The sequence below is a fragment of the uncultured Pontibacter sp. genome (assembly GCF_947499215.1).
GTDB lineage: Bacteria > Bacteroidota > Bacteroidia > Cytophagales > Hymenobacteraceae > Pontibacter.
In genome coordinates this window covers 206200-221437 of record NZ_CANMNI010000001.1, presented here as the reverse complement: position 1 = coordinate 221437, position 15238 = coordinate 206200, and the positions used below count along the sequence as shown (strand labels likewise).

Annotated in this window: 16 protein-coding genes and 3 tRNA genes; 12 read left to right on the top strand and 7 right to left on the bottom strand. The window is 46.9% G+C overall.

The features are described 5' to 3' along the window. Positions 1–21 precede the first annotated feature (21 nt). Entirely contained in the window at positions 22–1473 is a 1452-nt protein-coding gene (locus Q1A04_RS00955) for a S8 family serine peptidase (protein WP_299699931.1), read from the bottom strand. A gap of 537 nt (positions 1474–2010) precedes the next feature. Between Q1A04_RS00955 and Q1A04_RS00950 the strand changes: the two genes are divergently transcribed. Together Q1A04_RS00950 and Q1A04_RS00945 are read left to right on the top strand one after the other, a co-directional pair. Beyond that, a complete protein-coding gene (locus Q1A04_RS00950) occupies positions 2011–2787 on the top strand; it encodes an XRE family transcriptional regulator (protein ID WP_299699928.1) in 777 nt (258 codons plus the stop codon). A 143-nt stretch (positions 2788–2930) separates the two neighbouring features. Then, the gene (locus tag Q1A04_RS00945) at positions 2931–3650 is read left to right on the top strand and encodes a pirin family protein (RefSeq protein ID WP_299699925.1); all 720 of its coding nucleotides are present in this window, start codon (positions 2931–2933) and stop codon (positions 3648–3650) included. Positions 3651–3739: 89 nt separating this feature from the next. Here the strand turns inward: Q1A04_RS00945 and rmuC are convergent, their stop codons facing one another. From rmuC to Q1A04_RS00930, 3 genes are all read right to left on the bottom strand, one after another. Further along, entirely contained in the window at positions 3740–5071 is a 1332-nt protein-coding gene (gene rmuC / locus Q1A04_RS00940) for a DNA recombination protein RmuC (protein ID WP_299699922.1), read from the bottom strand. 72 nt (positions 5072–5143) lie between these two features. Next, positions 5144–5800 (bottom strand): HD domain-containing protein, encoded by a 657-nt coding sequence (locus Q1A04_RS00935; RefSeq protein WP_299699919.1) that lies wholly within the window; start codon positions 5798–5800, stop codon positions 5144–5146. Positions 5801–5863: 63 nt separating this feature from the next. Next, positions 5864–6337, bottom strand: a complete 474-nt coding sequence (locus tag Q1A04_RS00930; RefSeq protein ID WP_299699916.1) for a hypothetical protein — start codon at positions 6335–6337, stop codon at positions 5864–5866. A gap of 170 nt (positions 6338–6507) precedes the next feature. Between Q1A04_RS00930 and Q1A04_RS00925 the strand changes: the two genes are divergently transcribed. The 4 genes from Q1A04_RS00925 (at position 6508) to Q1A04_RS00910 (ending at position 9988) form a co-directional block, all read left to right on the top strand. Further along, positions 6508–7335, top strand: a complete 828-nt coding sequence (locus Q1A04_RS00925; protein ID WP_299699913.1) for a DUF481 domain-containing protein — start codon at positions 6508–6510, stop codon at positions 7333–7335. 279 nt (positions 7336–7614) lie between these two features. Next, entirely contained in the window at positions 7615–8550 is a 936-nt protein-coding gene (locus tag Q1A04_RS00920; protein ID WP_299699910.1) for a GDP-L-fucose synthase, read from the top strand. Positions 8551–8601: 51 nt separating this feature from the next. Continuing rightward, positions 8602–9714 carry a GDP-mannose 4,6-dehydratase gene (gmd, locus tag Q1A04_RS00915; protein WP_299699907.1) on the top strand — a complete coding sequence of 371 codons (1113 nt, stop codon included), beginning with the start codon at positions 8602–8604 and terminating at the stop codon, positions 9712–9714. Between the two features lie 127 nt (positions 9715–9841). Continuing rightward, entirely contained in the window at positions 9842–9988 is a 147-nt protein-coding gene (locus Q1A04_RS00910) for a hypothetical protein (protein ID WP_299699904.1), read from the top strand. Positions 9989–10042: 54 nt separating this feature from the next. On the opposite strand, the gene Q1A04_RS00905 is transcribed toward Q1A04_RS00910, so the two are convergent. The 3 genes from Q1A04_RS00905 to Q1A04_RS00895 form a co-directional block, all read right to left on the bottom strand. Then, positions 10043–10116, bottom strand: a tRNA-Asp gene (locus Q1A04_RS00905). Between the two features lie 58 nt (positions 10117–10174). Next, a tRNA-Asp gene (locus Q1A04_RS00900) sits at positions 10175–10248 on the bottom strand. A 58-nt stretch (positions 10249–10306) separates the two neighbouring features. After that, a tRNA-Asp gene (locus tag Q1A04_RS00895) sits at positions 10307–10380 on the bottom strand. Positions 10381–10605: 225 nt separating this feature from the next. Between Q1A04_RS00895 and Q1A04_RS00890 the strand changes: the two genes are divergently transcribed. From Q1A04_RS00890 to Q1A04_RS00865, 6 genes are all read left to right on the top strand, one after another. After that, positions 10606–11556 (top strand): acetyl-CoA carboxylase carboxyltransferase subunit alpha, encoded by a 951-nt coding sequence (locus Q1A04_RS00890; protein ID WP_299699901.1) that lies wholly within the window; start codon positions 10606–10608, stop codon positions 11554–11556. Between the two features lie 250 nt (positions 11557–11806). Continuing rightward, positions 11807–12649: an MBL fold metallo-hydrolase gene (locus Q1A04_RS00885; RefSeq protein WP_299699898.1), complete on the top strand. Its 843-nt coding sequence runs from the start codon at positions 11807–11809 to the stop codon at positions 12647–12649. Between the two features lie 4 nt (positions 12650–12653). After that, positions 12654–13412, top strand: coding sequence for a patatin-like phospholipase family protein (locus tag Q1A04_RS00880; RefSeq protein ID WP_299699895.1), 759 nt, complete (start codon positions 12654–12656; stop codon positions 13410–13412). A gap of 134 nt (positions 13413–13546) precedes the next feature. Further along, positions 13547–14197, top strand: a complete 651-nt coding sequence (locus tag Q1A04_RS00875; protein WP_299699892.1) for a hypothetical protein — start codon at positions 13547–13549, stop codon at positions 14195–14197. Positions 14198–14294: 97 nt separating this feature from the next. Beyond that, complete coding sequence (locus tag Q1A04_RS00870) at positions 14295–14846, top strand: 1-acyl-sn-glycerol-3-phosphate acyltransferase (RefSeq protein ID WP_299699889.1); 552 nt, start codon at positions 14295–14297, stop codon at positions 14844–14846. 32 nt (positions 14847–14878) lie between these two features. Continuing rightward, a complete protein-coding gene (locus Q1A04_RS00865) occupies positions 14879–15226 on the top strand; it encodes an MmcQ/YjbR family DNA-binding protein (protein ID WP_299699886.1) in 348 nt (115 codons plus the stop codon). The last annotated feature ends 12 nt before the right edge of the window (positions 15227–15238 follow it).

Here is a 15238-nt window from a genome sequence, read left to right as displayed (position 1 = left end):
TCTCTTTTTAGTAACCTAAGCTTATTCTACAGAGGCGATTGGATCTGGCCAGCTGTCCTTGTCACCGTTTACAATTCCCTGTGACAATACTTCGCCGCGAAGCAACAGGATACCGGCTACGTGAGGAGAGGCATAAGATGTACCGCTTCCGCCGCTTCCGATGCCGCCACCTATGCGGGTGGAGGTCACGCTTACTCCTGGCGCTATGAAGTCAACTGGTGCACCATAGTTAGAGTTTGCCCAGAAGTTCTGGTATCTGTCCATAGCTGATACAGTATATACTCCCGGTGCATTCACACGAGCAGGTGAGTTTACAGAGCAGTCAACAGCACTGTTTCCGGCGGCAATCGCAAACAGTATACCTTTGTTCGCAGCTGTAATCACAGCGTTGTCCAAGGTGCTTGATATACCTCCGCCAAGACTCAGGTTAACCACATCACCGGCCTTACCGTTGTTGATCACATGGTTTACAGCGCTGATAGCGCGTGACATGGTGCCGTAACCTGTATCATCAAACACACGGAGAGCTATCACGGTGGCATTTGCAGCCACACCGATCATACCGGTGCCATTGTTTTTAGCTGCAATGATACCAGCAACTGTTGTTCCATGGCCATAACCATCTTCAACAGATGATACACCATAAATCAGGGATACACTGCGAGAAAGGTCGACATTTAGGTCAGGGTGGTCGGTATCTATACCTGAGTCAATTACCCAAACAGTTTTGCCGGTTCCATCACCGTAGCCGTTCATCGCGATGTGCCAAGGAATAGTTTCACCCGGAAGGGCGGTGATTTTATTATAAGGGCTGCTAGCAGGCTCCTCTATAACTGGTTCTTCAATTGGTTCGGAAGGAGCAGGCTCTTCAACAACTGGCTCAGTAGGGGCGGGTTCTTCTGCTATTGGCTCAGTAGGCGTAGGCTCTTCTACAATAGGATCGGTAGGGGCGGGTTCACTTGTTTTCTTGCCATTACCTTTGGTAGTAGTGCCGCTATCGGTATTTTTATTGCCGCCGCCTTTAGTAGTTGTATCACCATCTTTGGTAGGTCTGGCAAGCGCTAAGATACGGTCCTGCTCAATGTAGGCCACGTCTGGATTCTGACGCAATTTATTCAGCTGCTCATTTGTGAGACGTGCTGCGAAACCGTTTACTGTTCCCTCAAAAGTCTGCTGCAGGGCTTCACGTTCTACTCCGGCTGCCAAGAGCATGCGCTCACGCAGTGCATTGGTTGCTGCGCGTCCAGCCATATTCATAGAGCTGATGCCCGTGGCGCTCAGCTTATTGCTACCATTTTTGAATACTACTATGTACTGTCCCGGTATGGCCTGTCCGTGCAGTGGGTTTACCTGTTCAGTCTCCGTCTGGAACTGCTCCTCCATAAAGTCTTCTTTTTGGCAGCTGGTGAGTGAGAATACCGATGCTAAGGCAATACCTGAAAATGCCTTGAATAGTGTAGAATTGTTCATCATAATAAGTTTGGTTGGAAGTGTTGTTATAAATAAAAAATTAAACTTTTTGTACAAAGCATCGCAACAACACGATTTTCTGAAAAGTTTACTATTTGGTATAAATTGTAAAAAAATTATACACTAGTCAGTTTGGAAAGGGCATAGTGGTTCCGTTTACTTGCGAGAATATGGATTCTCGAAGTATTTGTGACAGAGCCGGTAAAGAAAGGGATTGTATAAGTTTAGTAGATTTTTACCATATAAAGCTTGTTTTCAGTTTGTTTTGGCGAAAGATAATTGGATAAAAAGTAAGAATACAAATTTTTGTGTAACTTTTTTTTAATTGTACTATAGATGGTGTGGGTATAACTTAATAAAATAAAATATTTGTTGAGATATTGCACTATTCCATTAGGTTCAAGTTTTAGATTATATGACAGAAATAAATGTACAATTTATGCTAATCACATTAGTATTGTACGTAAATATTTAGTAAGTTTACAGCAGGCACATTTCTGCCTTTTAACGGATCATGTTGATAAGAACAAAGACTATACTGTGGAAAAGGTAACATCCAATATAAGACACTTACGCAAGCATGCTGGCTATACGCAGGCACAGCTTGCAGAAAAGCTGGACATAAAGCGTTCTCTTGTGGGAGCGTATGAGGAGGGGAGGGCGGAGCCTAAATTGAGCACTTTGGTGAATGTTGCTAAACTTTTCGATGTTTCGCTAGACGAGCTTATTACCGCTGATCTTTCAGAGCCCGGTTTTAAAACCGCATCTGCACAAGGTGGCGGCGGCAAGCTTCGCGTCCTAGCCATTACGGTTGATCAAGATGAGCGGGAAAATATTGAACTCGTACCGCAAAAAGCCAGTGCCGGTTATCTGAATGGTTATGCTGATCCTGAGTTTATCGAAGAGCTTCCCCGTTTTAGGCTTCCGACTTTAGGTGCAGGCGGTACTTACCGCGCTTTTGAGATTAGCGGTGACTCTATGCTTCCGCTTTCCTCCGGTACTGTTATCGTTGGGCGCTTTGTGGAGGACTGGAGCGCAATCAAAGACGGCACACCTTGCATTATCGTAAGCGAGAAAGAGGGTGTGGTGTTTAAGCGTGTTTACAACAAGCTAAAAGAGGCCTCAACGCTTCGCCTACATTCTGATAACCCTGTATACTCACCTTATGAGCTGCATGTGGAGGATGTGGTTGAGATTTGGGAGGCGAAGTCATACATCAGCTCCACTTTTCCCATTGCGGATATCTCACTTGACAAACTTTCTTCCATTGTACTAGATCTCCAAAAGGAGATGCTTAAACTCAAGAAAGCGGAATAAATCTCGTTTGATCATTTTTTTTCTTATGCAGCGGATCCTACTCTAATAATGGGTAGGATTCGCTGTTTTTGGGCTTTTTGTTTGCGCAGCTAACAACAAACGGCTTTATCCGTAAAGGCATAGCATAAAATGAAAAGCGCTATATGATACGACTAATTACCGCTTCCCAACGATATGAAGCCCAAGTGGAGGGCTGGCTACGCTCGCACTACCTTTTTTCTTTTGCTGATTATTATGATCCTGAAAATATGGAGTTCGGTCCTTTGCGGGTGTTCAATGACGATTACGTAAATCCCAAATCCGGTTTCCCGACGCATCCGCACTCCGAAATGGAGATCGTGACTATTGTGCTGTCCGGTGAGTTAACCCACAAGGACAATATAGGCAATCAGGCAACGGTTACGCCGGGACAAGTGCAGCGCATGACCTCCGGCACAGGTGTTACGCACTCTGAGACAAATGAAACCGATGAGGAGATTCATTTGCTGCAGTTGTGGTTCGTGCCCAATAAGCGTGAACTGGCCCCCTCGTATGAAGTATTGGACATTGAGTTTTTGAAAGCTAAAAATGAATTAATCCCTTTGGTGACCGGGCAGAAGGTGCTGGAGGATGTCGCCTTTCTAAACTCCAACTCTACAGTCTATTATGGCAACGTGTCACAAGGGGAAGCTGTCAACTTCAGGACATTCAAAATTAGGCGAACACTCATCTATGTGCTAAGCGGCAGTGTTTTAATTAACAACGTGGAAGCGGACACCCATGATCAAATCAGGTTGGACGACCAAGAACTTATTGCTATCCGCGGTACTTCGGAGGCTACTTTTATTCTGGTGGATGTGCCGGCACTGGAGGTAAATTACTAAGCCAATTCAATTGATTTAAAAAAGCTTTACCATAAAAAAAGCAGATACCGTAACGTATCTGCTTTTTCTTTTGGGGGGCTATTTGTTGTTTATTCAGTATCTTCAGCCGGCGTGATGTTTGCCTCTTGCAACAATTGCTCATCTATCTGCTTGCTCGTCTTTGCCCCAAGTTCACGCAAAATCTCCACGCGGCGTATTAAATTGCCTTTGCCGTCGGTGAGCTTATTCATGGCGGCTCCATATGCTGTTTGGCTGCTCTCCAAGTGGCGCCCTACTGTTTTGAGATCGTCCACAAACCCGACGAACTTGTCGTATAGTTTGCCGCTTTCCTCTGCTATTTTTAGTACGTTTCGTTTCTGGTCCTCTTGGCGCCATACGCCAGCCACGGTGCGGAGTGTTGCCAGTAGGGTAGAAGTAGTCACTAGCACAATGTTCTTTTCAAAGGCATCCGTGAATATATGTTGATCGTGCTGCAAAGCCAAATTAAAGGCCGGCTCGATGGGAATATACATGAGCACGAAGTCCGGTGAGTTAAGGCCACTCAGTCTATGATAGTTTTTGCGGCCCAAATCGGTATAGTGTGTCCGGATCGAATTGATGTGGCTGCGGAGATAGGTTTCTAGCTGTTCTTCATTTTCACAGCTGCAGTAAGCTTCGTAAGCCACCAGCGAAAGCTTGGAGTCGATCACTAAGTGTTTTGTGTCGGGCAGTCGGATAATGACGTCGGGACGGTATACCTTATCATCGTCATTCTGTCGGACTTCTTCCCGTTCATAATGTACCCCTTTGCGCAAACCGGATTTCTCGAGCAAACTCTCCAGCAGGTACTCGCCCCAGTTCCCCTGTGTCTTGCTCTCGCCTTTAAGTGCTTTCGTCAGGTTGAGGGCGTCTTGACTCATTTGCTGGTTAAGCGATGCCAATTGCGTGATCTGTTCTTTTAGAGAGATGCTTTCCTTGAGTGTTTTCTCATAGGTTTGGTCAACCTTGGCTTCAAATTCCTTGATCCGATCCTTTAAAGGAGTAAGTATGCGTTCCAGATTTTCGGATGAAGCTTTGTTGAAATGCTCCGCATTGGTCATGAGTACCTGGTTGGAGATGTGCTGAAACTGCTGCAGAAACTTCTCCCGGAGTTGCTCCAACTCACGGGCCTGTTCATGCATGCGTGTCCGCAAGTGCTCATAATCTGACTCGGTTTTGGTAAGGGCATTGGTCAACTCCATAGTCTCGGCCTGTGCCTCCCGTAACTGCGCCTTCAGCTCCTCCGATTCCAGCGCTTTCTGTTTAGCCTGTCCCTCAGCCACGCCTTTTGCAACTGTGGCTGCATTAGCATTTTCCTGCAGGGCGTTGATTTTGCCTCTCATTGCCACAAAGGCCAACACAAGACCAACCAAGAATGCCGCTATACCTACCAATATCTCCATACTGTAAAGGTATGTTTTTTTAGCATTCCTTACTATATGCTAACTATTTTAGTTTTGCTACAGCGCTTATACCTACCTTATACCTTCCCATTCCGCATAGAACTGGTTCAGAAACGCTTCCATGTACAAGTGACGAGTTTCCGCCATGGCTATAGCAGAAGGCGTGTGCATGCGCTCTTTCAGCAGCAGGAGTTTTTCATGGAAATGATTGATGGTAGGTCCTGCACTTGATTTATAGGCCTCGAAAGAGTCATGCTGCTCAGGTGAGACTTCCGGATTATAAAGTTCGCGGCCTTTGTGTCCACCGTAGGCAAATGCCCTTGCTATACCTATCGCACCAATTGCATCGAGGCGGTCGGCGTCCTGCACAATTCGCCCCTCTAAAGTTTCCATGGCTGAAGAGGTGCCAGCTCCTTTAAATGATAGGTCGCTCACGATTAAACAAACCTGCTGGATAATAGATTCTTCAACCCCTTGTTTCTCTAGCCAAGCCCTTACCATGCGAGGGCCCACGGATTCGTCGCCATTGTGAAACTTGTGGTCACCGATGTCGTGCAGCAGGGCGGCCAGCTCCACTATAAACAGATTTGCACCCTCTTCTTTTGAAGCAATGTGTAGTGCGTTTTTCCAAACCCGGTAGATATGCCACCAATCATGGCCTGAGCCTTCACCTTGCAGCAGTTCTTTTACATATGTGATGGTTTTGGCTATAATATCTTGTTTTTGCATGGCGTTACGGGTATGTATTTCGCCAAAACTGCAAAATATACCGCAAAGCAGCAACGGACTTAATTATACCTGCTGTAAATCAATTGACTTGTTTTTTATAGGCGTCAGACTTAGGTGTGTGACAAGTTCCAACTCAAGCAAGGCTGCCCAAGCCTGTAAGTATAGCACAACATCATCCCGGAGATTGTGCTTTAAACAGCGCCGGTTTGGCGGTAATGCATCTAACACAGCCGGGTCTGAAAGGCGCTCGAGGTATGCCAAATCTGTAGGGCTCAGCCCCCAAGCCAGCATTTGATCTATGATTTCATCCATGGGAAGACCGCTCTGTGGGCAGTAGTCCCGCAGCTGCTCCGTCCAGTCGCCGTGTCGCCACATGGCGGCTCCGTGTATCTGACCTTTGTCGTAATGGGTAATGGTTTGGGCCAAATGGCCGCAGTTGCAATTGCCCATATGTCCCCATTGGTAATTGTCGCCTAGGGCGAGGCGGTCTGCCGTCTCACGTATGGCCGCTACCAGTTTTACCGAACTCTTTGCCATAAATGTATCAGTGAATAGTGGTGATAATTTAAGAAAATGCATGAAGCATACTCTTATAATATAAAGCGTGCGTTGTTCTAAAATGTTTTGAAAACCCGTCTTCACTTTTATACCTGCTGTGGTCTCTTTACCTTTGCAAGTACAGTTCCGCTCTTAGTGAACATTATTATATGCGCCTTATACTTTGCCTTTTTAGCCTTTCGATTCTTAGCCTTTATCTTTTTCCAGTCACAGCCAGTGCCCAGATTCTGAATATCGAGCGCTCCCGTGTGGAGCGTGACACAGCCAATTATCTGGCGGGAAAGGCGGGACTGAATTTTTCGATGTTTAACCGCAATGCAGGACGCAATAATCCCAACAACTTTCTGCAGCTCACTTTTACCGGAGACCTCGCCTACATATCCGGCCAGCATAGCTACTTGCTCTTAAACTACTACAACTACCTGCTGGTGAACTACGACTCGCGGGAGCTGCGCAATACCGTGGCCAGCAATGGCTATTCGCATTTCAGGGTAAACCTGATGCGGAAGCGAAGACTGTCTTATGAATTGTTTGCCCAGTATCAGGCTGACTTGGCCCGGGGACTTGATCGCCGTGTCCTGACAGGAGCAGGCCTAAGGTTTGCCTTATACCAATCGGATAAAACAACATGGTTTGTTGGTACTGGTTTGATGCACGAACATGAGACTTGGCAGGATCCGGAGCAGGAGGGGGTGACCCGAGTAGCAAACTTGCCCAAATCCACAAATTACATCAGCTTGCGCTCCAAATTATCAGAGCATGTCGAGACAAATAACATAGCCTACTATCAGACAGGATACGACCCCAGTATCAGTCGACTGCGCAATCGGATCAGTGGCGATTTAGGGCTTAATGTTAGACTAGTTAGCCGTGTATCGATGCGCACCAATTTCACTTTTACTTTTGAGGACAGGCCCATCGTGCCCGTGACGCGATTCATCTATACCATCACCAACGGCCTGCAGGTTGACTTTTAAGAGACGCCACCTAGACTTATTACCAATAGTAAATAGCACCTGTTTGCGGGTGTTTATATAAAACTTTTGTAATATTAATAGCATCCAGTCAAACAAAGTAGGCTGTAATGGCGTATGCTGCGGCATAGGGTATATGTATTAAAAATACGGGCCTTTTGCAATAGTGCTCCTTAATACACCAATTCCTAAGCTCTCATTCTATTTTTTATTTATTTGATAATCAAATACCCGGCTTATACCGGAGTGCCATACCTGCGCACATTTGTACTTTATTGATCGATGGAAAAAACTTCTAAAATTTACATTGCCGGCCACCGGGGCATGGTGGGCTCGGCCATCCTGCGCAAGCTCGAGGCCAGCGGCCACACCAACATCATCACCTGCACCTCCTCCGAACTGGACCTGAGAAACCAGCAGGCCGTGCAGAACTTCTTCGAGACAGAGAAGCCGGACTACGTCTTTCTGGCCGCCGCCAAGGTGGGGGGCATCCACGCCAACAACGTTTACCGGGCCGAGTTCCTCTACGACAACCTCATGATCGAGGCCAACATCATCCACTCCGCCCACCTGAGCGGGGTGAAAAAGCTGATGTTCCTCGGATCCTCCTGTATCTACCCGAAGATGGCTCCGCAGCCACTCAAGGAGGAGTACCTGCTCACTGGCCCGCTGGAGCAGACCAACGAGCCCTACGCCATCGCCAAGATCGCCGGCATCAAGCTATGCGAGTCCTACCGCGACCAGTACGGCAGCAACTTCATCAGCGTAATGCCCACCAACCTGTATGGCTACAATGACAACTACGACCTGCAGAACTCACACGTGCTACCGGCGCTCATCCGCAAAATACATGAGGCAAAAGACAACGGCGCGCCTGCTGTTACCGTATGGGGCACAGGGAATCCTAAACGAGAGTTCCTTTTTGCGGATGACTTGGCCGAAGCCTGCGTATACCTAATGGAAAACTACGACGGCCGCGAGCTGGTGAATATCGGAACAGGAGAGGATGTTTCCATTAAGGAACTGGCCATGCTCATAAAGGATGTGATCGGTTTTGAGGGAGAACTGGAATTTGACACTTCCAAGCCTGATGGAACCCCGCGCAAACTGATGGACGTGAGTAAACTCCACAGCCTTGGATTTAGACACAAAATAGAACTGCGTGAAGGTATAGCCTTGGCCTATGCCGATTTCAAAGAAAAATACGTGACTGCTTAGTCATACCTTATATAACCCATAAAAGAGAATTACATTAAAGAAGTATATCACATGAAGACAGCCCTTATCACTGGCGTTACCGGACAAGACGGTGCCTATTTAGCAGAGCTCTTACTTAGCAAAGGATATAAAGTGCACGGCGTGAAGCGCCGCAGCTCCATGTTCAACACCGAGCGCATCGACCACCTGTATCAGGATCCGCACGAGAAGAACATCAACTTCAAGCTCCACTACGGCGACCTGACGGACTCCACCAACCTGATCCGCATCATACAGGAGACGCAGCCCGACGAGATCTACAACCTTGCCGCCATGAGCCACGTGAAGGTGAGCTTTGACACGCCCGAGTACACGGCCAACGCCGACGGGCTGGGCACGCTGCGCATCCTCGAGGCCATCCGCATTCTCGGACTGACCAAGAAGACAAAGGTGTACCAAGCATCCACTTCCGAGCTGTACGGTCTGGTGCAGGCCGTGCCGCAGACGGAGACCACGCCGTTCTACCCGCGCTCCCCGTACGCGGTGGCCAAACTCTACGCTTACTGGATCACGGTCAACTACCGCGAGGCCTACGGCATGTTCGCCTGCAACGGCATCCTCTTCAACCACGAGTCCCCGCTGAGAGGCGAGACCTTCGTGACGCGCAAGATCACCCGCGCCGCCGCCCGCATCGCCATGGGGCTGCAGGACGGCCTGTATCTGGGCAACTTGGACGCCAAGCGAGACTGGGGCCACGCCAAGGACTACGTGGAGGCCATGTGGCGCATCCTGCAGCAGGACGAGCCGGAGGACTTCGTGATCGCCACGGGCGTGACGACGACGGTGCGCGACTTCATCCGCATGGCCTTCGGTCACGTGGGCATCGAGCTCGAGTTCAAGGGCGAGGGCGTGGAGGAGAAAGGCTATGTGGCCGCCTGCAACAACCCGGAATACCAGTTGGAGATCGGCAAAGAAGTGGTTTGCGTGGACCCGAACTACTTCCGTCCGACGGAGGTGGAGCTCTTGATAGGCGACGCGACCAAGTCGAAGGAGAAGCTGGGCTGGGTGCCCAAGTACGACCTGCAGGCGCTGGTGACGGACATGATGCAAAACGACATCGAGCTCTTCAAGCGCGACACCTACCTGATGGAAGGCGGTCACCGCATCCTCAACTACCACGAGTAATCTCTTATACCTTTAACGAGGTATAGCTTAGATAGAAAACGACAGCTTCACTCCGGTGGATCTGTCGTTTTTATTTTCGATACAGGCTTGCCAAATATGTTAGCAGGCTAAATTGGGGATTAATCTAATGACGAGGTATAGCCGACCTGATGATTTTCAGGGAGACTATGATCGATGGGGACAAGGAGTTGACTTAGGTATAGGTATAGGTATAGGTATAGGTATAGGTATAGGTATAGGTATAGGTATAGGTATAGGTATAGGTATAGGCTAGAAAAGGGGAGGGCTATAAATGCAAAAAGCCCTTGCTTTCACAAGAGCTTTTAAGCGGTCTGGACGGGACTCGAACCCGCGACCTCCGCCGTGACAGGGCGGCATTCTAACCAACTGAACTACCAGACCAATACTTTGAAAATACAGAGCCATTTACTCTGAAAGATAAACCGCAGTTTAAATTCTGCGGTCTGGACGGGACTCGAACCCGCGACCTCCGCCGTGACAGGGCGGCATTCTAACCAACTGAACTACCAGACCAATACTTTGAAAATACAGAGCCATTTACTCTGAAAGATAAACCGCAGTTTAAATTCTGCGGTCTGGACGGGACTCGAACCCGCGACCTCCGCCGTGACAGGGCGGCATTCTAACCAACTGAACTACCAGACCAGACTGTTATTCCTTAACGCTGTCCGTTAAAGTGTCACAAATGTAGAGGGTAATTTTTGATTCTGCAAGAGTAGGCCCACTTTTTACCCCTATATTTTTTAGCTCAAATATATAACTTGCTCATAACCAAATATTCTATTTTATTAATTCCGTATAAATTTCTCACTTTCGCTGTAGCATTAACGGAAACTGTTAAATTTGTGCTTCAATCAGCAATTAGAAAATATGCTTTTGGATTTTGAACAACCTATAGCCGCCCTCGAAGGCAAACTGCAAGAGATGAAAAAACTGGCTAGCGAAAGCCAAGTGGACGTATCAGAAGCAGTTAAAGCGCTTGAAGAAAAAATAAAGACGCTTAAGAAAGAGACATATGCCAACCTAACGCGCTGGCAGCGTGTACAGCTCTCTCGTCACCCTGACCGACCTTATACCTTAGACTACATTGCTGGTATCACCTCTAAGTTCGTAGAGCTGCATGGCGACCGCACTGTAAGCGATGACAAGGCCATGGTAGGCGGATTTGGTGAAGTAGACGGCCGCAGTATCATGTTTATCGGTCAGCAGAAAGGCCGTAACACGAAACAGCGCCAAATGCGCAATTTCGGTATGGCCAATCCGGAAGGCTATCGCAAAGCGCTCCGTCTCATGAAAATGGCTGAGAAGTTCGGACGTCCGATCGTTACATTCATCGACACACCGGGTGCGTTTCCCGGTTTAGAGGCCGAAGAGCGCGGACAGGGGGAGGCGATTGCCCGCAACCTGAAAGAGATGTTCATGCTTAAAGTGCCGGTTATCTGTATCATCATAGGAGAGGGAGCCTCTGGCGGTGCCTTGGGTATAGCCATTGGTGACCGCGTGATGATGCTCGAGAACACTTGGTACTCCGTTATATCCCCTGAGTCTTGCTCGTCCATTCTCTGGCGCAGCTGGAACTACAAAGAGCAGGCCGCTGAAGCTCTTAAGCTTACCGCCACCGACATGCTGCAGCATAAGCTGATTGACGGTATTATCAAAGAGCCGCTTGGAGGCGCGCATGTTGAGCCGGATCGTATGATGCGCACCCTAAAGAAAGAAATCATCAAGATGCTGGACGAGCTGGAAGGTGTAGATGCCGGAGATCGTATCATGCAACGTATCGACAAGTTCTCTTCTATGGGAGTAGTGCTTGAAGGTTAGAGAGCTATGTTGTTTTAAGAGTTTGTGAGTTGAGGGTTTAGTGAGTTGGGTTAATTCTGAACATTAAACCCCTAACAGCATATAAAGAGAGGTGGCGAGGCATTTAAGCTTTGCCACCTCTCTTTGTTTTAATATCTTTAAGCTGATGAGTAAATTGTAGATATACCGATTCAAAAATATGTAATCATTGATTAAGCTTCTAATCCTCAAATACCTTACATCATAAACCCCCAAACTCTAAACTAAAATTATGAAATTACACGTGATAGATACTGGCTTTTTTAAACTCGATGGCGGCGCTATGTTCGGGGTAGTTCCCAAATCGCTTTGGCAGCGAACCAATCCCGCCGATGAGAATAATTTATGCACTTGGGCGATGCGCTGTCTGCTGATAGAGGATGGCGACCGACTGATTCTGATCGACAATGGTATTGGAGACAAACAGGATGCCAAGTTTTTCAGTCACTATTACCTGCATGGGGATGCCACTCTCGAAAAGTCCCTGCATGCTGCCGGTTTTTCTCATGCTGATGTAACGGATGTTTTTCTTACCCACCTGCACTTTGACCATTGTGGCGGCGGCGTAAAATATAAGAACGGCGATGGTGCTCTTGAATTGGTTTTCCCGAATGCCACCTATTGGTCTAACCCCGACCACTGGAAATGGGCCACTGAGCCAAACCCCCGCGAGAAAGCTTCTTTTATAAAAGAGAATATTCTGCCTATGCAGGAGAGCGGTCACTTGCAATTCATAGACCCTGCCAAACCATCACCTTTTCCGCAGTTTGACATTTTCTATGCAGACGGTCACACGGATAAAATGATGGTGCCGATCATTCCTTATAAAGATCGTAAGGTGGCTTTTATGGCTGACCTGCTGCCAAGTACAGGTCATATTCCCTTGCCATACGTAATGGGTTACGACACGCGGCCTCTCCTAACACTCGATGAGAAAGCCCGTTTTCTAAAGACCGCTGCTGAGGAGAATTATGTGCTGTACTTAGAGCACGATGCTGTAAACGAATGCTGCACGGTGCAACAGACCGAAAAGGGTGTCCGTTTAGATACCACATTCTCACTAAACGAACTCTAATCGTATGCAGGTAGGGCTGGCGCTGTCGGGAGGTGCAGCCAGAGGTATAGCACATCTGGGCGTACTCAAGGCTCTCGATGAGATCGGTATTAAGCCAAGTATCATATCTGGTGTGAGCTCAGGGGCGATCACAGGTGTATTCTATGCTGCAGGATTCACGCCTGATGAAGTGCTAAAGCTCATCAAAGAACTGCGGATTTACCGCATTATGCGGCTGGCTATTGGCCAAGTCGGTATTATGCACCTTGATGAGGTAGAAAAGCTGTACTATAAGTACCTTGGAGAAAACGCCACTTTCGAGGATTTAAACATTCCCGTTATCATAGGGGCAACTGATATGCATGCCGGACGCACAGTCAATTTTTCGAGCGGTAATCTAATCAAGCCGTTAATAGCCTCCTCTGCCGTTCCAGTTCTTTACAGACCCGTGCGATATCAAGGTATGCTATTGAATGATGGCGGTCTGCTCGACAACATGCCGGTTGAAGCTTTGGTGGGGAAATGTGATGTTAAAATCGGAGTGCATAGTAATCCCTTGAACCATGACGCCCGCATAACCAGCCTTCGAAGTATGATAGAGCGCACGGCGCACCTTGCCATTAACAATAATGTGAAACTTCGAATGCATTTGTGCGACTATTTCATTGAACCAACTGATCTAAAGTTTTACCGGTTAATGAGTTTTAGCAAAGCGGATGAAATGTTTGAGATAGGATATCGTTATACAATGAGTATAAAAAAGGAATTATTAAAATATACTTAATTGTATATATTTGCCTTAAAATAGGCTTAAAAGTATGATTGTTACTAGAATGGCTTAGTTTTTATAAATTTAATTAGAAAAACTTAGATCAATTTTGTAGCTTACACGTACTTTGGTAATAAACTCTTTAGCCTATGTTAAAACGTATATTCACTCTTTCTATTTCACTTTTATTGATTTTTTCTTCTCAGGCTTGGTCTCAGGAAAATGAAAGTTCTTTGATCAGAGCTAAAGTGAAACATGGCTCATTATTGTTAGGAGGCAATATGGGCGGTAACTACTTGGTAACCTCTAAAGAGGTCGATGACTTGGGAACCAAAGTCAATGCACGGCAGATCAATTTTATCATGCGTGCTAAAAATGGTTATTTTGTAAGAGAGGATTTAGCAGTCGGGCTCGATCTTAACATCACCCATAAAAGCTCAAAGATTACAGATTTTTCTGACAGTAAACGAGAGCCAAATCGCGAAACACTGGCCTTAGCGGGGCCCTTTGTCCGTTATTATCTGCTAAACGGTGTTTTTGGCGAAGCCTCTGCTCTGATTGGCTTGCACAACTTCAATGATGCGAATAAAAAACATAAGGCTTTGGAAGGTGGCATCGGTATTGGATATGCACATTTTATTAATGAGAAGTTCTCATTGGAGCCGATCATCTCTATGCGTTATTTTCAGAAAAAGGATCGCGATGGTAAACTCTACCAAGAAATGGGACCTACCATTGGCTTCGGTTTGCAGGTATACCTGCTCAGAAAGAAAGCTCACGTTATCAAACAGGGGCTGTAATCTTTTCCCGATTTAAAATATTATATACTATATTTGGAATGCTAATCCATTGTCTCGTTTCGAGCACTGGATTAGCATTTTTTTATAGTCTGATAATATGTTAGCAAAAGCACTCTCTAAACTTCTTTTTAAAATTGCAGGCTGGAGATTAAATGGAAATTTGGCACCAGACCAGCGCCGTTGCGTGATGGTTGCGGCACCACACACCAGTAACTGGGATTTTATTTTCGCCCGCGCGGCTTTTTACATGATGGAGGCTCCCATTCGGTTCACCATAAAAAAGGAGTTTATGAAATTCCCTTTTGGAGGTTTACTAAAAGGTATGGGTGCACTGCCAATTGACCGCTCTAAAAACACCCGCATGGTGGACGCCATGATTAAAATCATAAAGGAGACACCGGGCGATATGTGCGTGCTCGTGACACCAGAAGGAACTCGTAAGTATCAGCCGCGCTGGCGTATGGGCTTTTACCATGTGGCCATTGGGGCTGGTGTACCAATTGTATTAGGCTATGTGGACTATGCCAAAAAAGAAGCCGGCATAGGACCAACCATCCATCCATCGGGCGATATCGAAGCCGATTTAGAAAAAATTTACGCCTTCTACAGAACCAAAACAGGTAGATTCCCAGAGCAGGGGGTAAGGTAAGTTTTGAAGTTTGACGCTTTAGGGATTTAAGTATGAACATTGAAGATCTAAGAGCCTATTGCCTAGGCTTAAAGGGCGTTACGGAGGATGTGAAGTGGGACAATGACCTTTGCCTTTTGGTGGGTGGCAAAATGTTTTGTGTGACCAATTTGGAAGGAGAGTCACGTATATCGTTTAAAGTGCCTGAAGGAGATTATGGAGAGATCTCAACTTTAACAGGCATTATTCCTGCTCCTTACATGGCTCGAAATAAGTGGGTGCAAGTGCAGGCTTGGGATCGTTTCGCGGATGCAGAGTGGGAGTTTTATGTAAAGCAGTCTTATGAGCTTGTTAAAGCTAAGCTCACGAAAAAGCTGCAGAAGGAAATAGACTCGGAGTAAGTAAAGCCTAAC